Origin of the sequence: Prauserella oleivorans, from assembly GCF_042685745.1 — a bacterium.
Classification (GTDB): Bacteria; Actinomycetota; Actinomycetes; order Mycobacteriales; family Pseudonocardiaceae; genus Prauserella_A; species Prauserella_A oleivorans.
The window spans coordinates 5,599,885-5,622,429 of the sequence record NZ_JBHUNT010000001.1 but is presented as its reverse complement, the minus strand read 5'-3'; the positions used below and the strand labels follow the sequence as shown (position 1 = coordinate 5,622,429).

Here is a 22,545-nt window from a genome sequence, read left to right as displayed (position 1 = left end):
CGGCGTGCCCGGGTGTGTGCCACGATCGTGACGTGACCACCGCGCTCATCTACCTCGTCGTCATGCTGCTCGTGGCCGCGGTCGTGTACCTGCTGGCGGCCGTCGTGTTCGGCCGTGGCGAGGAGCTCGCCCCGCTGCCGCCGGGCAGTTCCCCGACTCGGTTGCCCGCCGAGGACATCACCGGCGAGGACGTCGGCAAGGTGAAGTTCCAGCTGGTGCTGCGCGGCTACAAGATGTCCGAGGTGGACTGGGTGCTGACCCGGCTCGGCTCGGAGATCGACGGCCTGCGGGCCCGGGTCGCCGAGCTGGAGTCCGAACTCGACCGGCGGGCCGAACACGGAGCGGCGCAGTGACCGATCTCGCCGTCTCCGTGGAGGTCGCGGCGCCCGTCGGGACGACCTGGCTCGCCCTCACCGACTGGGAGCGGCAACGCGAGTGGATGCTCGGCACCGAGGTGCGGGTGGTCGAGGGCAACGGCCGGAGCGTCGGCTCGCGGCTGGAGGCCTTCACCGGGATCGCCGGCGTCGGGTTCACCGACACGATGGAGATCATCAGCTGGGAGCCGCCGGTGCGGTGCACGATGCGCCACCTCGGCTCGATCGTGCGCGGCACCGGGTCGTTCCACGTCCAGGGGCGGGGACCGCAGCGGTCGGTGTTCGTCTGGTCGGAGCAGCTCGACCTGCCGCTGGGACTGGTGGGCAGGCTCGGCTGGCCCGTGGTCAAACCGGTGTTCACGCTCGGGCTGCGCCGGTCGCTGCACAACTTCGCTCGTTTCGCCGAGTCGTACACGGTGGGCGGATGAGCGCGGCACTGCTCGGCAGCGACGGGATCGCACGCTGCGCCTGGGGCAACACCGCGCCCGACTACGCCGCCTACCACGACACCGAGTGGGGCGTCCCGCTGCACGGGGAGGCGGCGCTGTTCGAGCGGCTGTCGCTGGAGGCGTTCCAATCCGGACTGTCGTGGCTGACCATCCTGCGCAAGCGCGAGGCGTTCCGGCGTGCGTTCGCGGGGTTCGACCCCGACCGGGTCGCGGAGTTCGGACCCGCCGACGTGGAGCGGCTGCTCGGCGACGCGGGCATCGTCCGCAACCGGGCCAAGATCCTCGCCACCATCACCAATGCCCGTGCGATCGCCGAGCTCGACGTCCCACTGGACGAGCTGCTGTGGTCGTTCGCGCCCGACCCGGAGAGCCGGGTCCGGCCGGCCACGATGGCCGACGTGCCCGCTGTGACGCCCGAGTCGACGGCGATGGCGCGCGCGCTGAAGAAGCGCGGGTTCGCCTTCGTCGGGCCCACGACGTGCTACGCGCTGATGCAGGCCACCGGCATGGTCGACGACCACGTCGAGGGCTGCTTCCGGGCCGTCTGATCACCGCTCGCGCCGCCCCGCGGCCAGTTCGACGTCGGCTCCACCGCCGGCCTCAGCGACCGGTGAAGGTGGGCTTGCGCTTGGCGACGAACGCCTCGACGGCCTCGGAGTGGTCCGCCGTGCGGCCGAGCTCGGTCTGCGCGGCGTCCTCCGCGGCCAGCGCCTCCTCGAGCGTGCTCTCGGCTGCCGCGGAGAGCGTCGACTTGATCTTGGCGTAGGCGACGGTGGGGCCGGAGGCGAGCTTGGCCGCGACCTCCTGCGCCCGGCTCGCCAGGTCCTCGTCGGCGACGACCTCGCCCACCAGGCCGATTCGCAACGCCTCGTCGGCGTCCACCCGGCGGGCCAGCATCATCAGCTCCGCGGCGCGGCCGTAGCCGACGAGCCGCTGCAACGTCCACGACGCGCCGGTGTCCGGCCCGAGGCCGACGTTGGCGAACGCCATCAGGAAGTTCGCCGAGCGGGCCGCGATCCGCAGGTCGGCGGCGTAGGCGAGGGCCGCTCCCGCGCCCGCGGCAGGTCCGTTCACGGCGGCGATCACCGGCTTGGGCGCTCCGACGATGGCCCGTACGAGGGGGTTGTAGTGCTCGGAGACCGTCCGCAGCGGGGACTCGTCACCGGACTGCAGCAGGCCGACGTGCTCCTTGAGGTCCTGGCCCGCGCAGAACGCCTTGCCCTCCCCGGTGAGCACGATCGCCCGGACGGCCGGGTCGTCGGCGGCCTCGGTCAACGCCGCCAGCAGGCGTTCCTTGAGCTCGACCGTCAGCGAGTTGTAGGCCTTGGGCCGGTTGAGAATCAGCGTGCGCACACCGATCCCGGCCTCGTCGTCGGCCAGCCGCAGCACGTCCTCTGTCGTCACGGTAACCCTCCGATCCATCTCGTCGCCCCGCGAGTCTGACAGGCCCGCGAGGCGCATACCAGCGCCGATGTCCCGGCGCTAAGATCGGGCGGCGTTCGCCGCGGAGTGCGGATGGGGGACAATGGTCACGACCCGGTTGCTTCGGCGAGCGCGAGCCGGGCGCGCTGGTTCAGATGGAGGGAGCACGCTATGGCGGCCATGAAGCCCCGGACCGGAGATGGTCCCCTCGAAGTCACTAAGGAGGGGCGGGGCCTCGTGATGCGCGTACCGCTCGAGGGCGGTGGGCGACTCGTCGTCGAGCTGTCGGCCGAGGAGGCCAAGGACCTCGGTGCGGCCCTTCAGGAGGCCACGAGCTAGTCACCCCTGTCCCTGTCCCCACCGCCGGTCCCGGCAGGTCGCCGGGCCGGTCGTCTCTCTGTGCCTGGAGGCCGTTGATGGCGCGCTCTCCGCTGCCGCCCGTGCCGAGTCCGCTGATCGAGGTGGAGGTGGGCGGCGACGCTCGCCGTGGGGAGCCGCTCGCCGTCCTGCTGCGCAAGGACGGTGAGTCCCCCCACGCCGACCTCGCCGAGGAACTGCGGGCCACCGGAAAGGCCGGCGAGGTGCTGTTGGTACCCGGCACCGGCGGACCGCGCTGGCTCGTCGGCGTGGGCGACGGGGAGCCGGCCCAGTACCGGTCGGCGGGGGCCGCCTTCGTCCGAGCGGCCAACTCCTTCGCGGAGGCGGAGGCCGACGCGGGTAGGCGCGCGCCCTCGGGCGTCGCTGTCCGGCTGCCCGAGGACGTGGCCGCCGAGCACTACGCTGCGTTCACCACCGGAGTGCTGCTGGGCGGATACCGCTACCGCGTGACGGCCGAGGAGCCCAAACCGAGCGTGGCGGCCGTGCGCCTGGTGGCGGAGGACGGCACGCCTGCCGAGGCCGGCGACGCGGTGGCCAGGGCACGCGAGCTCGCCGCCGCGTCGGCGCTCGCCAGGGACCTCGCCAACACCCCGTCCAACGTGAAAAACCCCGCCTGGCTCGCGGACGTCGCCGAGCGCGTGGCCGCCCAGACGCGCGGGCTGACCGCGACGATCCGCGACGAGGCGTGGCTGGCCTCGCAGTCGTTCGGCGGGGTCCTCGCGGTGGGCGGCGGCTCGGCGAGCCCGCCGCGGTTGATCGAGCTGAGCTACCGGCCGCGCGGGGCGACGGCGCATCTGCTGCTGGTGGGCAAGGGCATCACGTTCGACACCGGTGGCATTTCGCTCAAGCCCGCCGCCGGGATGCATCTGATGCGCACCGACATGTCCGGTGGCGGCGCGGTGATCGCCGCCATGCGGGCCATCGCCGCGTTGAAGCTCAAGGTGCGGGTGACCGCGCTCGTGCCCGCCGCCGAGAACCACGTCTCCGGGTCGGCGTACCGGCCGGGCGACATCGTCCGCCACTACGGCGGCCGCACGACCGAGGTCGGCAACACCGACGCCGAGGGGCGCATGGTGCTGGCCGACGCGCTCGTCTACGGCGTGCGCCGGTTCTCACCGGACGCGGTCGTGGACGTCGCAACGCTGACGGGTGCCATGAAGGTCGCGCTCGGCCTGCGCACGGGCGGGCTGTTCGCGACCGACGACGACCTCGCCGACCGGGTGCGCTCGGCGGGCGAGCGAGTGGGTGAGCAGTGGTGGCGGATGCCGCTCGTGGAGGACCACGCCGAGGACGTGCGCAGCGAGATCGCCGACGTCAAGCAGTCGGCGCCCGGTCCCGGTGGCATCACGGCGGCGCTGTTCCTGCGCGAGTTCACCGGCGGCCTGCCCTGGGCGCACCTCGACATCGCGGGCCCGGCGCGGGCGGAGAAGACCTACGACGAGGTGGTGCCCGGCGGCACCGGCTTCGCGGCGCGGACCCTTGTCGAGCTGGCCGCGTCGTACGCCGACGCCTGAGCCGGCCCGGTCCGCGCCGGCTCGGCCGCCCGGGACGATACGCGGACGAAGTCGCGGAACGCGGCCACGGCGGGCGGCAGCGGCCTGCCCGCGGGCCACGCGAGCCCGATCGTCCTGGTCACCGTGGGTTCGAGGGGCACCTCGACCACGTCGGCCCGGCTGTGCGGCTCGAACTTGGGCAACAGGGCGATCCCCAATCCTGACGCGACCAGTCCGCGCACGGTGTCGGACTCCTGCCCCTCGAACGCCACCTCCGGTCGGAATCCCGCCCGCGCGCACAGCTCGTCGGTGATCTGGCGCAGCCCGTAGCCGTGTTCGAGCATCACGAAGACCTCGTGCTCGAGCTCGGCCATCCGGACGTACTCGCGCCCCGCGAGCCGGTGCCCGGCGGGAACCGAGACGAACAGCTCCTGCTCGCCGAGCGCGAACGACTCCAGCTCCGCATCGGCAGGCGGCGGCGCCACCAGCACCAGGTCGAGCTCGCCCTGATGCAGCCGGTCGAGCATCTCCTGCCGTGCGCCCTGCACCAGGGTGAACCGCGCGTGCGGGTGGCGTGCCCGGAAGTCGCGGAGCAGCCGGGGGACCAGGGAGCGCCCGAGCAGGTGGAGGAAGCCGAGCACCACGTGTCCGCGCTCGGGGTCGACCTCCTCGCGGACCTGCCGGATGCCGTGTTCGAGCTCGGCGACGGCGCGCCCGGCGGCGTCGGCGAGCAGCTCACCCGCGCGCGTCAGCCGGATCCCGCGTCCGTCGGGGACGGTCAGTGGCGTACCCAGGTGGGCCGCGAGCGTGGCGAGCCGCCTGCTCGCGGTCGGCTGCGGGACGCCCAGCTCCGCCGCTGCCCGGGTGAGGTTTCCGGTGACCTTCAGCACGCGCAACAGCGCCGCGTGCGGTGCCAGATCGGCCACGAGCCGCGCATCCTCCGATTCATGCACCACGGCATGAATTATGCGCCACTGGCGCATTGGAAGTATCGATCAGGGCTGCTTAGCGTCGGAGGACGTGGCCGATTCCGCAGCCGTCCTCGACGCACCGCGCAGCTCCGTCCGGCGGGTCACGCTCGCGGTGGCCGCCGCGGGCGTGTGCTCCTTCACGCTCCTCTACGCACCTCAGGCCGTGCTGCCGCAGCTGGCCGAGCAGTACGCGCTCGACCCCGGCCGGGCCTCCCTCGCCGTGAGCGTGGCGACGGGCGCGCTGGCCGTCGCGGTCCTGCCGATCGCGGTGCTCTCCGAGATCGTCGGCAGGCGGCCGGTCATCCTCACCTCGGTGCTGGCCTCGGCCGCGCTGGGGCTGGTGCTCCCGTTCGCACCCTCCTTCGAGGTGCTGCTGGCGCTGCGTGTCCTGCAGGGCGTGGCCATCGCAGGCTTCCCCGGCGTCGCGTCGGCGTACCTGGCGGAACGGCTCGGGCGGTCGGGAGTCGCCGCGGCCGTGGGCGCCATGATCGCGGGCAACACCCTCGGCGGCATGCTCGGCAGGCTCACCGCCGGGTTCACCACCGACTGGCTCGGCTGGCGCGGGGCGCTCACCGCCGTGGGTTCCGTGGCGCTGGTGTGCGCGCTGGTCACGGTCGCGACACTGCCCGGAGTGCCGCGCCGCGACACCGGGCGACCCCGGCTGCGGGGCGTCGTGGCGGGCCTCGGCGTGGCCGTGCGTGATCCGTTGCTGGTCGCCCAGTACGCCGTGGCGATGCTGGGGATGGGCTCGTTCGTCGCCCTTTACAACGTCGCGGGATTCCGCCTCACCGGGCAGCCGCTGAACCTCAGCACCGCCGTCGCGTCGCTGGTGTTCCTCGCCTACGCCGTGGGCACGCTCGCCTCGGCGTCGTCGGGCAGGCTCGTGGCGCGGTTCGGCCGCCGCCGCTCGCTGCTGGCCGGAATCGGCGCCACCGCGGCGGGTGCGGCGCTGACCTTGCCCGACTCGCTCGTGGCGGTGGCGGCCGGCTTCCTCGTGTTCACCTTCGGCTTCTTCACGGCGCACTCCGTCGCGAACGGATGGGCCGCCGCCGAGGCGCCGCCGGGAGCCCGCGGTCAGGTGTCCGGCCTCTACAACCTCGCCTACTACCTGGGCAGCAGCGTCGGCGGCACGCTCGGGAGCGTGGTGTACGGCCACGCGGGCTGGGGCTGGCTCGTGGCGACCGTCGTCGGCTGGCAGGCGCTGGCGATGCTCAGCAGCCGCCCACCGCGGCGGCGAGCAGCCCGCACCCCACGGGGATGATCGCGGGCCGCAGCCGCTCGTCGTCGCGCATGGCTCGGGCGACCTCGCGCAGGGCCAGCAGCTCGGGGTCGCGGCGGGCGTGGTCGCCGAGCCTGCCGTCGGCCAGCACGTTGTGGAACACGATCACCCCGCCCGGGCGGAGCAGCTGCACGCCCGCGTCGAAGTAGCTCGGGTACTCGAGCAGGGTCGCGTCGGCGAACACCAGGTCGTAGCCACCGGAGGTGAGCCGGGGCAGCACGTCGAGGGCGCGGCCCATGATGAGTCGCGTGCGGCCGGGTGGGAACCCGGCGTCCAGAAAACTGCGTCGCGCGCAGCGGTGGAACTCCGGTTCGAGGTCGATGGTGGTGAGCACCCCGTCGACGGCCATGCCGCGGAGCAGGTGCAGCCCGCTCACGCCGGCCCCGGTCCCGATCTCCACCACGGCTCTGGCCTGCAGCGTCGCGGCGAGGAAGCCGAGCGCGGCGCCCGTGGCCGGCGACACCGGCCTGCAGCCCAGCTCGTGGGCACGGCCGCGGGCGGCGGCCACCGCCTCGTCGTCGGGCAGGTAGCCCTCGATGAAGTCGCCGAAGTCGCCGAAGTCGCCGAGATCGACCGGCCCCGTGATGGGAGTCTCGGAGGTCACGCGCAGAAGATTAGCGCGCTCGTGTGGCCAACCCCGTCAACCACGCGCGAGGGGATCTCTCAGGCCGCTCTCAGCCGACGCACATGAGAACCATAAGGAGGTGCGGGAAACTTCGTCTCAGTGTGGAATCCGTGGGAACACGTGGAATCCGTGGGAACACGAGACGGGTCCGGAGCGTTGTACACCTGACACAAGGGGAACAGGCCGATGGAGGTGCCTCCGCTGTCACAGAACAGCACGAAGACGCCGATGCCGACCGAGGCGGTCCAGCCCACCGCGATGAGCACGGTGAGTGCCGCGGGCGAGCCCGGAGAGGTGGCCTGGACGCCGCCGTCCTGGGACGAGGTCGTCCGCGAGCACGCCGACCGGGTGTATCGCCTGGCCTACCGGCTCACGGGCAACAGCCACGACGCCGAGGACCTCACGCAGGAGACCTTCATCCGCGTGTTCCGTTCCCTCGCGTCGTACAAGCCCGGGACGTTCGAGGGCTGGCTGCACCGCATCACCACCAACCTGTTCCTCGACATGGCGCGCCGCCGCTCGCGGGTGCGCATGGAGGGCCTGCCCGAGGACACCGACCGGATCGTCGGCGACGATCCGAGCCCGGAGCAGGTCTACTCGGACACCCACCTCGATCCCGACCTGCAGTCCGCGCTCGACGACCTCCCGCCGGAGTTTCGCGCCGCGGTCGTGCTGTGTGACGTCGAAGGCCTCTCCTACGAGGAGATCGGCGCGACGCTCGGAGTTAAGCTCGGCACCGTGCGCAGCAGGATTCACCGTGGCCGCCAGGCTCTGAAGGCGTCGCTGGAACGTCGCCGGGCGCTCGGCCAGGAGGCTCGCGTATGAGTGAACACCGGGGATTCGGTTTGGGGGAGTCGCACCTGTTGCCGGACGCCGTCGTGGCGTTCGTCGACAACGAGCTGTCGCTGGGCGCCCACGAGCGCGCCGCGGCGCACATCGCCCGGTGCCCGGGTTGTGCGGCCGACGTGCACGCGCAGCGCCAGGCCAGAGCCGCCGTGCGGCGTGCGCAGGCACCGGCCATGTCGCCCGGTTTCCTCGCCAGCCTCCGCTCGATTCCCGAGCACACCGACCTCGGCACCACGCCCGACCACCTCGCCATCTCGGCGGACGGTCAGCTCGTCGCCGTCCAGCGGCCCGATCGGGTCGCCGGGCTGCGGAGCGCGCCGCTGGGCAGCTCGGCTCCGCTCGGCCAGTCCGGCAACGTGCTGGGCAGCGGGGAGCGGCTCGGTTCCGGCAGGCGCCGGGCGGCGCAGGGCCCCGGTGTCGTCGTCTCCGGCCTCGTGCTGAGCGCCCTCGCGCTCGTCGCCACGGCGGGTGGCGGCACCGCGGAGGACGGTGACCACGACCGGCCCGGTACTCCGCCCGCAGGGGTGTTGCGGGCGCAGTTCGGCGGCACGGCGGCGGCTCCGACGCCGACGAGCGCGACCATTCCCACGACCACCAGCCCGACGCCGGTGTCGGCGCAGGTCAGTGCCTCCGCGGGTGTGCCCGTGGGCGACCCGCGCTGACCCACGCCGACTTCACCGCTGGGACGGCAGTATCTCTCTGAGACTCGGCGCGTAGGGTCCGTTCGAGTCACCGAGCACCGAAGCCGTTTGTCGGGGGAAGATGAACCAGCCAGCGAACCCGCCCCACGAGGAGCCCGGGGAGCAGGAGCGACGGCTGCGCCCGCGGCCGATCGCGCGCCCTTCCGTGGATCCGGCGCTCGCCGCGACCTTCGGCAGGCCACGCGGCGTGGAAGGCTCGTTCGACCGGCTCCGCGAACCCGACCGCGCCGGGCATCGCAACGGCGCGACCGGTGCCCCGCCCACGCCCGAGTCGCTCGCCCAGGCGTTCGGCAGGCCACCGGGTGCCGAGGGCGTGGTGCTGCAGCGCCCGCTCGACGACAACGGCTCCCGCCCCGAGTCCGAGCCGGATGCTCCGCTGTGGTCGTCGCCGGACGACCCGTGGCGCGACCCGGGCGCCGGTGCCGTGCTCGGCGGCCCCGCCGTCGCACCCGACGACGACGGGAACGAGGACACCGAGCGCCCGCGCGGCGCCCTGCTCAGCCTGCCCGAGGTGCTGTTCGGCCGGCGCGTGAAGCCGACCGCGCTGGCCCTGCTCGCCGCGATCGCGCTTCTCGTGGGCACCGCGGGCGGAGTCGTGGGCTGGGCGCTGGCGAACGCGGGCGACGAACTCACCGGCGAGCTGAACCTCGCCGAGGCCCAGGCCAACAAGGAACGGCCGGCGGGTTCGATCGCCGGGATCGCGCAGCGCGTGGCCCCGGCGGTGGTGTCGATCGAGGTGAAGTCGGGCCAGGCGGGCGGCGTCGGCTCGGGCGTCGTGATCGATCCGCAGGGTTACGTCCTGACCAACAACCACGTCGTCGCCCAGGCCGCTCGCGAGGACAACGCCGAGATCACCGCCGTGTTCACCGACGGCACTCGCGCGCGGGCGCGCATCGTCGGCACGGACCCCAAGACCGACCTCGCCGTCATCAAGGTCAACGTCGCCAACCCGGTGGTGATCGAGATCGGCAAGTCGTCGGAGCTGGCCGCCGGCGACACCGTGATCGCGGTCGGTTCGCCCTTCGGGCTGGAGAACACGGTCACCGAGGGCATTGTCAGCGCGCTCAACCGGCCGGTCACCGCGCCGGGTGAGAACGGCGACCCCGCCGTCACCTACGACGCCATCCAGACCGACGCCGCGATCAACCCCGGCAACTCCGGTGGTGCACTGGTCGACTCCACCGGTGCGCTGGTGGGCATCAACTCGATGATCCGCACGGTCGGCGACGGCGAGGGCGGCAGCATCGGCCTCGGCTTCGCCATCCCGGTCGACCAGGCGATGCGGATCAGCGAGGCGCTCATCCGGGACGGCGAGGTCAAGCATGCCGACCTCGGGGTCAACGCCTCGTCGGTGTCGGCCAACACCTCCGAGGGCGCGCAGATCCAGAACGTCGTGGACAACGGCCCCGCGGCCAGGGCGGGTATCGCCGAGGGCGACGTCATCACGCGGGTCGGCGACCGGCAGGTCCGCAACGCCGCGGAGCTCACCGTGGCCGTGCGGGAGCACGATGTCGGTGATGTGGTGCCGATCCGGTTGGTCCGGAACGGACGGGCCCTTACCGTCGACGTCACCTTGGGTTCAGACTGACCTTGTACGCTGGGCCCGAGCGGGTTCGAGGCGGAGGTTTGCCAGGTGTTCGAGAACATTGGCTGGAGCGAGATTCTCGTCCTGCTCGTGGCCGCGCTGTTCATCCTCGGCCCCGAGCGGTTGCCGGAGGCGGCGGCGTGGCTGGGCCGCTCGGTACGCAAGGTGCGCGAGTTCGCCACCGGCGCGCGCCAGCAGCTCAAAGAGGAGATGGGTCCGGAGTACGAGGAGTTCCGCAAGCCCATCGAGGACCTGCGCCAGCTGCGCAGCTTCGACCCGAAACGGGCGGTGACCCAGCACCTCTTCGACGGTGACCCGGACCCGATCGGCCTCAACAACATCAACGGCACCTCGCCGATCGGCGGCAACGGGCACTCCAACGGGGTCTCGAAGCCGCTGTCGGTGCCGCCTGCGCCCGAACCGCTCAAGCCAGGGGAGAAGCCACCGGTCGACCCCGACGCCACCTGAGCCCGGAATCCGGCCGGTGCCGGCCGAGGTGCAGCCGGACGCGGGCGGGCACTGGGCAACGCCGGCGTGGCGTGGCACGATTTCGCAGGTGAGCAGCAGACCCGCACCGGCGGCGGCCGGGAAGTCGCCCGAGGCTACCCCGGAGGCGCAGCGACTGCGCGACCTCGCGCGGTTGCGCCGCGTCCGTGACCGGATCGACCGGGAGTACGCGCAGCCGCTGGACGTCGAGGCGCTCGCCCGCGGCGTGCACATGTCGGCCGGGCATCTCAGCCGCCAGTTCCGGCAGGCCTACGGGGAATCGCCGTACTCCTACCTCATGACGCGACGCATCGAGCGGGCGATGACGTTGCTGCGCCTCGGCGAGCTCAGCGTCACCGAGGTCTGTTTCGCGGTCGGCTGCTCGTCGCTGGGCACCTTCAGCACGCGGTTCACCGAGCTGGTCGGGATACCGCCCAGCGTCTACCGGCGCCAGGCGCGGGACGAGACCGCGGGCATACCGCCGTGCGTCGCCAAGAAGGTCACCAGACCGGTCAGGAATCGAGAAGCGACGACGCGCGCGCCGCAGCTAGCGTGACCGTCATGGACATCACCATTCACCAGGTCTTTCTTCCCTACGACGACCCGCACGCCTCCCTGGCGTTCTATCGCGACACACTCGGCTTCGAGGTCCGCAACCACGTCGAGTACGGCGGCATGCACTGGATCACGGTCGGACCGCCGAATCAGCCCGGCACCTCGATCGTCCTGCACACGCCGGAGGCCGACCCCGGCATCACTGACGACGAGCGCCGAGTCATCACCGAGATGATGGCCAAGGGCACCTTCGCCGGCATCAACCTGGCCACCAAGGACGTCGACAGCACGTTCGAGCAGGTGCAGGCCCGCGACGCCGAGGTCGTCCAGGAGCCCACCGACCAGCCGTACGGGATCCGCGACTGCGCATTCCGTGACCCCGCGGGGAACATGATCCGCATCTTCGAGGTGCGCTGAGTGGCCGGGGAGCACGAACAGAAGACAGGCGGGCCGGGCGCGTTCTCCCGGTGGCTGCAGCGGCGGGCGAACACCGGCAGGGTCGCGCGCATCCGGCGCAAGGGCGGCACCTCCATGGGCATGGAGCTGCTCGTCCTGCACACCGTGGGACACCGCAGCGGGCAGCCGCACCAGACACCGGTGGCCTGGTTTCCCGGTGGCGACGCGGGCCGGCTGGTCGTCGCCTCGGGCGGCGGGAACCGGAACCCGGACTGGTGCGCCAACCTCCTGACGAATCCCGACCGGGCGTCGGTCGAGTTCCACGGATCCGGCCCGGTGCGGGTGACGCCGACCCGGCTCGCCGGTTCCGAGCGAGAGCAGGCGTGGCAGCGCATCGCCGCCGACAAGCCGCGTATCGCGACATACCAACGCAGAAGCGACCGGGTGTACCCGGTCATCCGACTCACGCGGCGCTGACCGGCGCCGGATGGGGAGAACACCTATGGCCACGAGGACGGACCCGCAAACACCGGTGCCGCACATCGCCGACAGCCACGATCTGATCCGTGTGCACGGCGCGCGGGAGAACAACCTCAAGGACGTGAGCGTCGAGATCCCGAAGCGCAGGCTGACCGTGTTCACCGGTGTATCCGGCTCGGGCAAGAGCTCGCTGGTGTTCGGCACGATCGCCGCCGAGTCGCAGCGGATGATCAACGAGACCTACAGCGCCTTCGTGCAGGGCTTCATGCCGAGGATGCCCCGGCCCGACGTCGACGTGCTCGAGGGACTGACGACGGCGATCATCGTCGATCAGGAGCGGATGGGTTCCGACCCGCGCTCGACGGTCGGCACCGCCACCGACACCGGTGCCCTGTTGCGGATCCTGTTCAGCCGGCTCGGCAAGCCACATATCGGCTCTCCCCAGGCGTTCTCGTTCAACGTCGCCTCGATCAGCGGAGCGGGTGCGGTCACCATGGAACGTGGTGGCCGCACCGTGAAGGAGCGTCGTTCCTTCAGCGTCACCGGCGGCATGTGCCCGCGTTGCGAGGGCCGCGGCTCGGTCAGCGATTTCAACCTGGCTGCGATGTACGACGACAGCAAGTCGCTCCGGGAGGGCCCGTTCACCATCCCGGGGTGGAGCAAGGACGGCTGGTACGGGCGCATCTACATCGGCTGTGGCTTCTTCGACCCGGACAAGCCGATCCGCAAGTTCACCAAGAAGGAACTGAACGACCTGCTCTACAAGGAGCCGACCAAGATCAAGGTCGACGGCATCAACCTGACGTACGAGGGTCTGATCCCGAAGCTGCAGAAGTCGATGCTGTCCAAGGACCGCGAGGCGATGCAGCCCCACATCCGGGCGTTCGTGGACCGCGCGATCACCTTCTCCACGTGCCCCGAGTGCGACGGCACGCGCCTCAACGAGGGGGCGCGGTCGTCGAAGATCAAGGGCATCAGCATCGCCGACGCCTGCGCGATGCAGATCAGCGATCTCGCGGAATGGGTGCGCGGGCTGGACGAACCGTCGGTGGCACCGGTGCTCACGGCGCTCGGCGACACGCTCGACTCGTTCGTCGAGATCGGACTGGGCTACCTCTCGCTCGACCGTCCGTCCGGCACGCTCTCGGGAGGTGAGGCCCAGCGGGTCAAGATGATCCGGCACCTCGGCTCGTCGCTCACCGACGTCACCTACGTCTTCGACGAGCCCACGATCGGGCTGCATCCGCACGACATCCAGCGGATGAACGACCTGCTGCTACAGCTGCGCGACAAGGGCAACACGGTGCTCGTCGTGGAGCACAAACCGGAGACGATCGCCATCGCCGACCACGTGATCGACCTCGGCCCGGGTGCGGGTACGGAGGGCGGCACCGTCTGCTTCGAAGGCACCGTCGACGGGTTGCGGGCGGCGGGCACCATCACCGGCCGTCATCTCGATGACCGGGCCGCGCTCAAGCACTCGGTGCGCGCACCTACGGGTGCGCTGGAGATCCGTGGCGCGCGGCAGAACAACCTCCAGGGCGTCGACGTCGACGTCCCGACCGGCGTGCTCGCCGTCGTGACCGGTGTCGCCGGCTCCGGCAAGAGCTCCCTCGTCCACGGGAATCTCGAGGGACGCGACGGCGTGGTGATCGTCGACCAGAGCGCCATCAAGGGCTCGCGCCGGTCCAACCCGGCCACCTACACCGGATTGCTCGACCCGATCCGCAAGGCGTTCGCCAAGGAGAACGGCGTGAAGCCGGCCCTGTTCAGCGCCAACTCCGAGGGCGCGTGCCCCACCTGCAACGGCGCCGGGGTCATCTACACCGACCTCGGAATGATGCAGGGCGTCACGACGACCTGTGAGGAATGCGAGGGCAAGCGGTTCCAGGCGTCGGTGCTGGAGTACACGCTGGGCGGTCGCGACATCAGCGAGGTGCTGGCGATGTCGGTGGCGCAGGCCGAGGAGTTCTTCGGCACCGGCGACGCGCGCACACCGGCCGCGCACAAGATCCTCGGCAGGCTCGTCGACGTCGGGCTCGGCTACCTCCGGCTCGGCCAGCCGCTCACGACGCTGTCCGGTGGCGAGCGGCAGCGGCTGAAGCTGGCCACCCACATGACCGAGAAGGGCGGCGTCTACGTCCTCGACGAGCCGACCTCCGGCCTGCACCTCGCCGACGTCGACCAGTTGCTGGCCCTGCTCGACCGGCTGGTGGACTCCGGCAAGTCGGTGATCGTCATCGAGCACCACCAAGCGGTGATGGCCACGCGGACTGGATCATCGACCTGGGTCCCGGTGCCGGTCACGATGGCGGCCGGATCGTCTTCGAGGGGACGCCGCGGGCACTGGTCGACGCCCGCTCCACCCTCACCGGCGAGCACCTCGCGGCCTACGTCGGTGCCTGAACACCACCGGACGCAGGCCGCGAGGAGCCGCTCGGCCTCAGCTCGCGGGCAGGACCGCCCGCACGGCGTCGGCCATCGCCGGGTACTGGCGCAGCGACGAGCCGAGTCCGGTGATCTCCAGGACGCGTCGGACGGGGTGGCTGGCCGCCAGGGCCACGTGGTCCTCGATCAGGCTCAGCGTGTGCAGCGCTCGGGCTCCGGCCACCCCGCAGAAGGTGACCGGGGCCAGGTCGAGGACCAGTCGCTGATGCCGGTACGTGAGGAAGGCCCTGGTCAGCAGGGGCGTCGTCTGCAGGTCCAGCTCGCCCTGAGCGGCGATCATCACCACGCCGTAGTCCGCCTCTCGGGCGGTGACGCTGAGCGTGAAGCCGTTCCACCTGCGTGCGACCGGGGGGAACGCGTAGTCGGCAACCCTGTATTCGTCGGGCATCGGGTATCTCTCCCCGCAAGAGACCGACGGAGCACCTCACCAGTCCGGAGACCGGTCACTCCCGGTGCCGTCGCGAATGCAATCGATGACGTCCGGGGTGTCGTCATCGTCGGGTGACGGCGGGGATCCACGGCCACCGAGCACCGGTGGAAGGCGGCTGCAGAGCCGGGGTTGAGCGAGCCCGCGAAACCAAGCGGGCACCCGTCGGCTTGATCATTTTTTGTTTGTCCGGCTTGCCTTGCGTGGGCGCCGAAACCCGTCCACGACAAGCGATTCACAGTCACCGCCTCGCCCGTGTCGGCGACGGCTTCGGCACCGTGTCCGGAGTGCGATGCTCCGGCGTGGCGAGGGAGGTGGCTGCGCTGGGTCGCCGCGGTGGTCCGCTTTGACTGAAATCGACGTTAGGCGAAAAATCGTGCATGGGGCATAGGAATGCAAGGTGGCTTGCATTACGAGAAGTTCAAGTTGCAATTACAAACTATGTAATTCCGCAGGTGCAGGCCTTGCTGTATACCGCATGCGGAAAAATTATTCACCTGCGCAGCGCAGTGGCGAACCGTCGCACGGGCGAGCCCATTCGTGGCCGTGCGCGGGAAATGGATCTTGCCGGGCGGGATGTCCCGTCGCCGCGCACCGCTCGCACGGCCCGATTTCGTGATCGTCCGCGCCCGGTAGGTCCCCAGTGGACGGACGACTGATTCCGGACCGAGAAAGAAACCCGGACGCCGATGTCGAGAACCCGCGACGCGCTCCGTCCCTGTGGTGAGTGCGACCAGAATGGGTCGCATCGGCACCGAGGAGAACATCATGGCCAAGTACCTGTTGCTCAAGCACTACCGCGGCGCCCCGCCCGCGGTCAACGACGTCCCCATGGACCGGTGGACACCGGAGGAGATCTCGGCTCACATGCGGTACATGCAGGACTTCGCGGACCGGCTCGAGAAGACCGGGGAGTTCGTCGACGGTCAGGCGCTCGCCCCCGAGGGGACGTGGGTGCGCTACGACGGTGAGGGACGGCCGCCGGTCACCGATGGACCGTTCGCCGAGACCAAGGACCTCATCGCCGGCTGGATGGTGATCGACGTCGACAGCTACGAGCGCGCGCTCGAACTGGCCGGGGAGCTCTCGGCCGCCCCTGGTGCGGGCGGAAAGCCGATCCACGAGTGGCTCGAGGTGCGCCCGTTCCTGACCGCTCCGCCCACCATCACGGAATGACCACGGCAATGGACGAGGCGCTGCTGCGCAGCCTCACGCCGGGAGTGCTCGGAATCCTCGTCCGCCGCGGAGCCGACTTCGCGGCGGCCGAGGACGCCGTGCAGGACGCGCTGCTCGAGGCGCTCCGCGTCTGGCCCGCCGGCCCGCCACAGGACCCGAAGGGCTGGCTGGTCACCGTGGCCTGGCGCCGATTCCTCGACGCGACCCGGGCCGAGACCTCCCGCCGCAGGCGGGAGGAACTCGTCCTCGGTGCCGGTTTGGCGCAGGGGGCTCCGGAGCCGGGTTCCGGGCCCGCGGTGGACGAGGAACTCCAGCTCTATTTCCTGTGTGCCCACCCGTCACTGACACCGTCGTCCGCGGTCGCGCTCACCCTGCGCGCCGTCGGCGGGCTGACCACCCGCCAGATCGCCCAGGCCTACCTGGTGCCCGAGGCAACGATGGCGCAGCGCATCAGCCGAGCCAAGCGCACCGTCGCGGACGTCCGGTTCGACCGGCCCGGCGATGTCGCCACCGTCCTGCGCGTGCTCTACCTGGTCTTCAACGAGGGCTACTCGGGTGACGTCGATCTTGCCGCGGAGGCCATCCGGCTCACCCGGCAGCTCGCGGCCGTGATCGACCACCCCGAGGTGGCGGGGCTGCTCGCGCTCATGCTGCTCCACCACGCGCGGCGCGCCACCCGGACCGCGCCCGACGGCAGCCTGATCCCGCTCGCCGAGCAGGACCGTGGCCGGTGGGACACGCGCCTGATCGCCGAGGGCGTCGAGATCCTGCAGGCCGCCCTCGCCCGCGACCGGCTGGGCGAGTACCAGGCCCAGGCCGCCATCGCGGCACTGCACGCCGACGCGCCCTCCGCGGAGGAGACCGACTGGGTGCAGATCGTCGAATGGTACGACGAGCTCGTGCGCCTGACCGACAGCCCGGTCGTCCGGCTGAATCGCGCGGTGGCCGTCGGCGAGGCGGACGGACCGCGCGCCGGGCTCGCCGCGCTCGCCGAGCTGGACGACTCGCTGCCCCGCCACGCCGCGGCGGCGGCCTACCTCCACGAGCGCGACGGCGACCTGGACACGGCGGCACGGCTGTACACCGAGGCGGCCCGCACGGCTGCCAACCTGGCCGAGCGCGATCACCTGACGCGTCAGGCCGCCCGGCTCAACGCCCGCGCGCGGCGCTAGCGGGCGGCTACCAGGCCGGAGCTCCGCGCTGCCCGCCGCGGCGGGGCCATCGGCTCCGGTATCGCCTCGATCAGCGACCGGCGGGGGAGACGTTCAGCATCATCCCGGCGAGGCCGCGGGCGCGCACCGACAGCTTCTCCGCGGCGTTGCGCAGCACCTGAGAAGCCGGGGCGTCCGGCTCGGCGAGCACCAGAGGCGTGCCGGCGTCGCCCTGCTCGCGCAGCCGCGGGTCGAGCGGCACCTGGCCGAGCAGCGGAACCTCCGCGCCCACCGACTTCGACAGCGAGTCGGCGACGGCCTGCCCGCCGCCGGAGCCGAAGATCTCCATCCGGGAGCCGTCCGGCGTCTCCAGCCAGGACATGTTCTCGATCACGCCCGCGACCCGCTGGCGGGTCTGCAGCGCGATGGCGCCCGCCCGCTCCGCGACCTCGGCCGCCGCCTGCTGCGGGGTGGTCACCACGAGGATCTCCGCGTTCGGGATGAGCTGAGCCACCGAGATCGCGATGTCACCGGTACCGGGCGGCAGGTCGAGCAGCAGGATGTCGAGATCGCCCCAGAACACGTCGGCGAGGAACTGCTGCAGCGCGCGGTGCAGCATCGGCCCGCGCCACACCACCGGGGTGTTGCCCGGGGTGAACATGCCGATGGAGATGACCTTCACGTCGTGCGCCTGCGGCGGCATGATCATCTTCTCGACCTTGGTGGGCTTCTCGCTCGCGCCCAGCATCCGGGGGATCGAGTGGCCGTAGATGTCGGCGTCAACGACCCCCACCGAGAGCCCGCGCTGCGCCATCGCGACCGCGAGGTTCACCGTCACGCTCGACTTGCCGACGCCGCCCTTGCCGGAGGCCACGCAGTACACCCGCGTCAGCGAGCCGGGCTGCGCGAACGGAATCACCGGTTCCTCGGCGTTGCCGCGCAGCTTCCGGCGCAACTCGGTGCGCTGCTCGTCGCTCATCACGTCGAGCTCGACCCGCACGTCCTTCACGCCGGGGAGCTTGCCCACGGCCGCCGTCGTGTCCCGGGTGATGGTCTCCTTGAGGGGACAGCCCGCCACCGTGAGATACACCGCGACGGTCACGACACCGTCGTCGCCGACGGTGATGTCCTTGACCATGCCGAGCTCGGTGATCGGCTTGTGGATCTCCGGGTCCTGGACGCCGTTCAACGCGGTACGGACATCCTCGACACTGGGGGTCTCTTGCGTGGTGGTCACTGCTCGGGCACCGACCTTCTGTCGCTGGCGGTTGCGTTTGCTCTCCTCATGCTACGTGGCTGCCCGTCGAGGTCTTCGCGTAACTTCTCCAGCTCGCTGCGCAGGTAGTCGCGCGTGGCGACCTCGCCGATCGCCAGCCGCAGCGCCGCGAGCTCGCGCGCGAGGAACTCGGTGTCGGCCTTGGTCTGGGCCGCCCGCATCCGGTCCTCCTCGAGCGAGACGCGGTCGCGGTCATCCTGCCGGTTCTGCGCGAGCAGGATCAGCGGCGCGGCGTAGGCGGCCTGCGTGGAGAACGCGAGGTTCAGCAGGATGAAGGGGTACGGATCCCAGCGCAGCGAGACGGCCGTCAGGTTCAGGATGATCCAGACGATCACGATGAGCGTCTGCCAGAACAGGTACTTGCCGGTGCCGAGGAACCGGGCGAGGCGTTCGGACATGCGGCCGAACGCCTCCGGGTCGACGTGGAGCGCGAACCGCCGCGCCTGGCGGGGCTGGTCGAGGCGGCGCCGGCTTTGCAGCTCAGGCATGTTCGGGCTCCGTCTCGGGATCGAGGTCGCGCAGACCGGTTTCGCGCCAGCCCTCGGGGAGCAGGTGGTCGAGCACGTCGTCCACGGCCACGGCGCCCAGCAGGTGGTCCTCGGAGTCGACGACGGGTGCGCAGGTGAGGTTGTAGGCGGCGAAGTAGCGGGTGAGCTCGGTAAGCGACGCCGTCGGCGGGAGCGGGGGCAGGTCGGTGTCCGCGGCCGCGGCGACCAGCTCGGCCGGCGGCTCCCGGAGCAGCCGCTGGAAGTGCACGCAGCCGATGTAGCGGCCGGTCGGTGTCGCGCTCGGCGGGCGGCACACGAACACCATGCTCGCCAGTGCCGCGGTCAGGTCCGGGTTGCGGATGTGGGCGAGCGCCTCCGCCACGGTCGCGTCGGGCGCGAGCACCACCGGCTCGGGCGTCATCAGCCCGCCAGCGGTGTCCGAGGAGTACTTGAGCAGCCGTTTCACCGGTCCCGACTCGTCGGGGTGCATGAGCTCCAGCAGCCGGTTCTGCTCGACGGGGTTGAGCTCGGCCAGCAGGTCGGCGGCGTCGTCCGGGCTCATGGCCTCGAGCACGTCGGCGGCGCGTTCCTCGGCGAGGTAGGCGACGAGCTCCTTCTGGTCGTCCTCGGGCAGCTCCTCCAGGACGTCGGCCAGCCGTTCGTCGTCCATCGCGTCGGCGACCTCGTGCCTGCGCTTCAGCGGCAGGTCGCGCAGGGTGGCGGCGATGTCGACGGCACGCATGCTGTCGAACAGCATCAGCAGCTCGCCCGCGCCCTGCGGCTGGCCGCTGAGGTCGGTGAGGCCCAGACCGGCCACCTCACCCCAGGCCAGCACCTGCAGGTTCGCGCGGCGCCTGCCGAGCCCGAGCGGTCCCGTGCGTTCCCGGACGGCCAGCCTGGCCAGGACCCAATCGCGGGTGCGGGTCTGTTCCATCGCGGCGTCGACCACGGCGACCCTCGCCCCCGTGCTCGCCAGCCGGGCGTGGGCGTCCAGGAGCTGTCCCAGCACCAGGACCTCGTTGGGCCGCTGGTGGAACCGGCGCATGTTGACCGACCCGGTGGCCAGGGTGACGGCGTTGGACTCGATCGACGTCACCCGCAACATGGGGACGAACACCCGGCGACGCGTCGAGAGCTCCACGACGAGCCCCAGCACCCGCGGCGGGAGTTGGTCGAGCCGCAGCCCGGCGACGAGATCACGCACCTTGCCGATCGATTCGCCGTCGGGGCCGAATACCGGTAGTCCTGCCAGCTGAGCTGCGAAAACCCGGTTCACGGCTGCCATGAGATCAGCCTAGGCAACCTCCGGCGCCTCCGCGACAGCGCGCGCCGCCAGGCCCCCCGCTCCGCGGCTTTCTCGAGGCCCCCGATCGCGGCAGGCGGGCGTACGATCGGCGGCACAGGGGTTCACCGATGGGAGCCGCCATGTTGGTCGAGATCCTGAGCTCCGTGGCCGCCCTGGGCGTCATCGGCCTGGCGTCGAGCGTGCGTGTGGTGAAGCAGTACGAGCGGGGCCTGGTGTTCCGCTTCGGCCGGGTGAGCCGGGCACCCAAGGAACCCGGCCTGACGGTGATCGTGCCCGGCGTCGACCGGATGACCAAGGTCAACATGCAGATCGTCACGCTGCCCGTCCCCGCACAGGACGGCATCACGCGGGACAACGTCACCGTCCGCGTGGACGCGGTCGTGTACTTCAAGGTGATCGATCCGGTGCAGGCGATCGTCGGCGTCGAGAACTACCGGTTCGCGATGTTGCAGGTGGCGCAGGCCAGCCTGCGGCGGATCATCGGCGAGAGCAACCTCGACGACCTGCTCTCCAACCGCCAGCGGCTCAACGAGGGACTCGAGCTGATGATCGACAGCCCGGCGCTGGGCTGGGGCATCCACATCGATCGCGTGGAGATCAAGGACGTCGCGTTGCCGGAGGCGATGAAGCGCGCGATGTCGCGGCAGGCCGAGGCCGAACGCGAGCGGCGTGGCCGCGTGATCGCCGCCGACGGCGAACTGCAGGCGTCGGAGAAGCTGGCCGCGGCGGCCGAGAAGATGGCGCACACCCCTGCGGCGTTGCAGCTGCGGCTGCTGGAGACCGTCGTGGAGGTCGCGGCGGAGAAGAACTCGACGCTCGTGCTGCCGTTCCCGGTGGAGCTGTTGCGGTTCGTCGACACGGTGACGCAGGCAGGCGAAGAATCGACCGCCAAGGCCGTGCCGGAGCAGACCCGGGGCGAGGCGGACGGCAGCCGGCGCGGCGTTCCCCTGGCCGCGGGGGACGAGACCACGGCCGGGCACGCCCAGCGCTGACCGCGGTGCCTGCCGGCCGGATGCGGCATCGACCACGGCGGCGGACGGATGCGGCACCGACAACCGGCCCGGGTCGGTCCGCGTCGTGGTCTGCCCACGCATGGCGTTCCAGCGCGTATCGACGTCGCCGTGCTCGGCGCCCTCGATGGGCTCCGGCCACTCGGCGGTGGCCGTGCCGACCAGGCGCAGCCCGCACTTCTCCAGCCCCCGGCGGGACCGTGTCTTCACGGCCATCGCGGTCGCCACCACGCGCTCGGCCCCGAGCTCGGTGAACGCCTCCAGCACCAGGGCGCGGCCGCCCTCGGTGGCGTAGCCGTGGCCCCACGCCCCGCGGCACAGCCGGTAGCCGGGCTCGACCGCGGCGCCGTCGTGGTCGAGCGGGCGCAGCCCGAACCAGCCCGGCAACCGCCCGCTCCCGCGGTCCTCGGCCGCCCGGAAGCGGAAGCAGACCGCGCCGGTTCCGGGGTGCCGGCGCAGCAGCCGAGGGAGGTCGTGGGCGAGCACCCCCGGCCTCGGCACCGGCCTGCCGTTGCCGAGGTAGCGCATCACCTCGGGCGGCAACCGGATCACGGCAGGTGATCGTCCCGCGCGTCGTGTTCGTATGGTTACGTCCGTATTGGCAGGATGAGATGATGGGTACCCGCGCTGGTGAGGCCTACAGCGCAGACAACGCAGGGCACAGGTGATGATCGTGAGCGGTCCACTTTCGTCTGGACGGCAGGCGCCGGGGCTTCCCCGTCTGCCGACGCCGCCGACCGGCTGGCCGATCGGGTCGTACGGCACCTACGAGGAGGCGCAGCGCGCCGTCGACTACCTCGCCGACAACGACTTCAGCGTGCAGGACGTGACGATCGTCGGCGTGGATCTGATGCTCGTCGAGCGGGTCATCGGCAGGCTGTCCTGGGGCCGGGTGCTCGGAACCGGAGCGCTGTCCGGCGCGTGGTTCGGTCTGTTCGTGGGCCTGCTGCTGGGCATGTTCAACAGCGCGCAGGGCATGACCTTCGCCCCGATCCTCGTCGGGCTGCTCGCCGGTGTGCTCTTCGGTGTGGTGTTCGCGGCGCTGAGCTATGCGTCCACGCGTGGCCGCCGGGACTTCTCGTCGGCGAGCCAGCTCGTCGCGGGCCGGTACGACGTGCTCTGCCAGCCGCGCAACGCCGAGCAGGGGCGCGACCTCCTCGCGAAGCTCGCGATGGGTACGCAAGGCTGATCTCTTTTTCACTCACTTTGTTGAGGTTGCCCAG

At 71.4% G+C, this 22,545-nt stretch carries 25 protein-coding genes and 2 pseudogenes; 19 read left to right on the top strand and 8 right to left on the bottom strand.

Features of this window, described 5'->3' with window-relative positions; all coding sequences use genetic code 11:
- The first annotated feature begins 32 nt into the window (after positions 1–32).
- Genes ACFSZT_RS27590 through ACFSZT_RS27580 form a run of 3 tightly spaced genes read left to right on the top strand, consistent with a single transcriptional unit; the run spans position 33 to position 1,371 of the window.
- Entirely contained in the window at positions 33–353 is a 321-nt protein-coding gene (locus ACFSZT_RS27590; protein ID WP_377393189.1) for a DivIVA domain-containing protein, read from the top strand.
- Positions 350–802, top strand: a complete 453-nt coding sequence (locus ACFSZT_RS27585; protein WP_377393192.1) for an SRPBCC family protein — start codon at positions 350–352, stop codon at positions 800–802. The genes ACFSZT_RS27590 and ACFSZT_RS27585 overlap by 4 nt, the downstream gene beginning before the upstream one ends.
- Complete coding sequence (locus ACFSZT_RS27580; protein ID WP_377393195.1) at positions 799–1,371, top strand: DNA-3-methyladenine glycosylase I; 573 nt, start codon at positions 799–801, stop codon at positions 1,369–1,371. Before ACFSZT_RS27585 ends, ACFSZT_RS27580 begins: the two co-directional genes overlap by 4 nt.
- Before the next feature lie 52 nt (positions 1,372–1,423).
- On the opposite strand, the gene ACFSZT_RS27575 is transcribed toward ACFSZT_RS27580, so the two are convergent.
- The gene (locus tag ACFSZT_RS27575; protein ID WP_377393198.1) at positions 1,424–2,227 is read right to left on the bottom strand and encodes an enoyl-CoA hydratase-related protein; all 804 of its coding nucleotides are present in this window, start codon (positions 2,225–2,227) and stop codon (positions 1,424–1,426) included.
- 189 nt (positions 2,228–2,416) lie between these two features.
- Between ACFSZT_RS27575 and ACFSZT_RS27570 the strand changes: the two genes are divergently transcribed.
- The gene (locus ACFSZT_RS27570) at positions 2,417–2,584 is read left to right on the top strand and encodes a DUF3117 domain-containing protein (RefSeq protein WP_009152618.1); all 168 of its coding nucleotides are present in this window, start codon (positions 2,417–2,419) and stop codon (positions 2,582–2,584) included.
- Positions 2,585–2,661: 77 nt separating this feature from the next.
- On the top strand, positions 2,662–4,137 hold the full coding sequence (locus ACFSZT_RS27565) for a leucyl aminopeptidase (protein ID WP_377393202.1): 1,476 nt from the start codon (positions 2,662–2,664) through the stop codon (positions 4,135–4,137).
- On the opposite strand, the gene ACFSZT_RS27560 is transcribed toward ACFSZT_RS27565, so the two are convergent.
- Positions 4,056–5,099 (bottom strand): LysR family transcriptional regulator, encoded by a 1,044-nt coding sequence (locus ACFSZT_RS27560; RefSeq protein WP_377393205.1) that lies wholly within the window; start codon positions 5,097–5,099, stop codon positions 4,056–4,058. The genes ACFSZT_RS27565 and ACFSZT_RS27560 overlap by 82 nt on opposite strands.
- A 37-nt stretch (positions 5,100–5,136) precedes the next feature.
- Between ACFSZT_RS27560 and ACFSZT_RS27555 the strand changes: the two genes are divergently transcribed.
- Positions 5,137–6,348, top strand: a complete 1,212-nt coding sequence (locus ACFSZT_RS27555; protein WP_377393208.1) for an MFS transporter — start codon at positions 5,137–5,139, stop codon at positions 6,346–6,348.
- Here the strand turns inward: ACFSZT_RS27555 and ACFSZT_RS27550 are convergent.
- A complete protein-coding gene (locus tag ACFSZT_RS27550; protein ID WP_377393211.1) occupies positions 6,299–6,970 on the bottom strand; it encodes an O-methyltransferase in 672 nt (223 codons plus the stop codon). The genes ACFSZT_RS27555 and ACFSZT_RS27550 overlap by 50 nt on opposite strands.
- Before the next feature lie 207 nt (positions 6,971–7,177).
- On the opposite strand from ACFSZT_RS27550, the gene sigE reads away from it, so the two are divergent.
- From sigE to ACFSZT_RS27510, 8 genes and pseudogenes are all read left to right on the top strand, one after another.
- On the top strand, positions 7,178–7,816 hold the full coding sequence (gene sigE, locus ACFSZT_RS27545) for an RNA polymerase sigma factor SigE (RefSeq protein ID WP_377393214.1): 639 nt from the start codon (positions 7,178–7,180) through the stop codon (positions 7,814–7,816).
- The gene (locus ACFSZT_RS27540) at positions 7,813–8,499 is read left to right on the top strand and encodes a zf-HC2 domain-containing protein (RefSeq protein ID WP_377393217.1); all 687 of its coding nucleotides are present in this window, start codon (positions 7,813–7,815) and stop codon (positions 8,497–8,499) included. Before sigE ends, ACFSZT_RS27540 begins: the two co-directional genes overlap by 4 nt.
- Before the next feature lie 100 nt (positions 8,500–8,599).
- The gene (locus ACFSZT_RS27535; protein ID WP_377393220.1) at positions 8,600–10,126 is read left to right on the top strand and encodes a trypsin-like peptidase domain-containing protein; all 1,527 of its coding nucleotides are present in this window, start codon (positions 8,600–8,602) and stop codon (positions 10,124–10,126) included.
- Between the two features lie 45 nt (positions 10,127–10,171).
- Positions 10,172–10,591 carry a Sec-independent protein translocase protein TatB gene (gene tatB / locus ACFSZT_RS27530; protein ID WP_377393223.1) on the top strand — a complete coding sequence of 140 codons (420 nt, stop codon included), beginning with the start codon at positions 10,172–10,174 and terminating at the stop codon, positions 10,589–10,591.
- An 88-nt stretch (positions 10,592–10,679) separates the two neighbouring features.
- Positions 10,680–11,165, top strand: coding sequence for a helix-turn-helix transcriptional regulator (locus tag ACFSZT_RS27525; protein ID WP_377393226.1), 486 nt, complete (start codon positions 10,680–10,682; stop codon positions 11,163–11,165).
- A 5-nt stretch (positions 11,166–11,170) separates the two neighbouring features.
- Entirely contained in the window at positions 11,171–11,581 is a 411-nt protein-coding gene (locus ACFSZT_RS27520) for a VOC family protein (protein WP_377393229.1), read from the top strand.
- Positions 11,582–12,037 carry a nitroreductase family deazaflavin-dependent oxidoreductase gene (locus ACFSZT_RS27515; RefSeq protein WP_377393232.1) on the top strand — a complete coding sequence of 152 codons (456 nt, stop codon included), beginning with the start codon at positions 11,582–11,584 and terminating at the stop codon, positions 12,035–12,037.
- 25 nt (positions 12,038–12,062) lie between these two features.
- Positions 12,063–14,446: pseudogene (locus tag ACFSZT_RS27510) on the top strand (ATP-binding cassette domain-containing protein).
- A 37-nt stretch (positions 14,447–14,483) separates the two neighbouring features.
- Here ACFSZT_RS27510 and ACFSZT_RS27505 read toward each other — a convergent pair.
- Positions 14,484–14,876, bottom strand: a complete 393-nt coding sequence (locus ACFSZT_RS27505; protein WP_377393235.1) for an STAS domain-containing protein — start codon at positions 14,874–14,876, stop codon at positions 14,484–14,486.
- An 807-nt stretch (positions 14,877–15,683) separates the two neighbouring features.
- Between ACFSZT_RS27505 and ACFSZT_RS27500 the strand changes: the two genes are divergently transcribed.
- Together ACFSZT_RS27500 and ACFSZT_RS27495 are read left to right on the top strand one after the other, a co-directional pair.
- Positions 15,684–16,091, top strand: coding sequence for a YciI family protein (locus ACFSZT_RS27500; protein WP_377393556.1), 408 nt, complete (start codon positions 15,684–15,686; stop codon positions 16,089–16,091).
- Between the two features lie 8 nt (positions 16,092–16,099).
- On the top strand, positions 16,100–17,263 hold the full coding sequence (locus ACFSZT_RS27495; RefSeq protein ID WP_377393559.1) for an RNA polymerase sigma factor: 1,164 nt from the start codon (positions 16,100–16,102) through the stop codon (positions 17,261–17,263).
- 70 nt (positions 17,264–17,333) lie between these two features.
- Here ACFSZT_RS27495 and ACFSZT_RS27490 read toward each other — a convergent pair whose 3' ends face one another.
- The 3 genes from ACFSZT_RS27490 to ACFSZT_RS27480 are packed head-to-tail and all read right to left on the bottom strand — an operon-like array spanning position 17,334 to position 20,291.
- Positions 17,334–18,479, bottom strand: coding sequence for an Mrp/NBP35 family ATP-binding protein (locus ACFSZT_RS27490; protein ID WP_377393238.1), 1,146 nt, complete (start codon positions 18,477–18,479; stop codon positions 17,334–17,336).
- A complete protein-coding gene (locus tag ACFSZT_RS27485; protein ID WP_377393241.1) occupies positions 18,476–19,006 on the bottom strand; it encodes a DUF1003 domain-containing protein in 531 nt (176 codons plus the stop codon). The genes ACFSZT_RS27490 and ACFSZT_RS27485 overlap by 4 nt, the downstream gene beginning before the upstream one ends.
- Entirely contained in the window at positions 18,999–20,291 is a 1,293-nt protein-coding gene (locus ACFSZT_RS27480) for a magnesium transporter MgtE N-terminal domain-containing protein (protein WP_377393244.1), read from the bottom strand. The genes ACFSZT_RS27485 and ACFSZT_RS27480 overlap by 8 nt, the downstream gene beginning before the upstream one ends.
- A gap of 140 nt (positions 20,292–20,431) precedes the next feature.
- Between ACFSZT_RS27480 and ACFSZT_RS27475 the strand changes: the two genes are divergently transcribed.
- Positions 20,432–21,304 (top strand): slipin family protein, encoded by an 873-nt coding sequence (locus ACFSZT_RS27475; RefSeq protein WP_377393247.1) that lies wholly within the window; start codon positions 20,432–20,434, stop codon positions 21,302–21,304.
- Between the two features lie 100 nt (positions 21,305–21,404).
- A complete protein-coding gene (locus ACFSZT_RS27470; RefSeq protein ID WP_377393250.1) occupies positions 21,405–21,617 on the top strand; it encodes a hypothetical protein in 213 nt (70 codons plus the stop codon).
- Here ACFSZT_RS27470 and ACFSZT_RS27465 read toward each other — a convergent pair.
- Positions 21,548–21,850, bottom strand: a pseudogene (locus tag ACFSZT_RS27465) (GNAT family N-acetyltransferase); the annotation flags it as partial. The gene ACFSZT_RS27470 and the pseudogene ACFSZT_RS27465 sit on opposite strands and share 70 nt — an antisense overlap.
- Positions 21,851–21,989: 139 nt before the next feature.
- On the opposite strand from ACFSZT_RS27465, the gene ACFSZT_RS27460 reads away from it, so the two are divergent.
- Positions 21,990–22,511: a general stress protein gene (locus ACFSZT_RS27460; RefSeq protein WP_377393562.1), complete on the top strand. Its 522-nt coding sequence runs from the start codon at positions 21,990–21,992 to the stop codon at positions 22,509–22,511.
- The last annotated feature ends 34 nt before the right edge of the window (positions 22,512–22,545 follow it).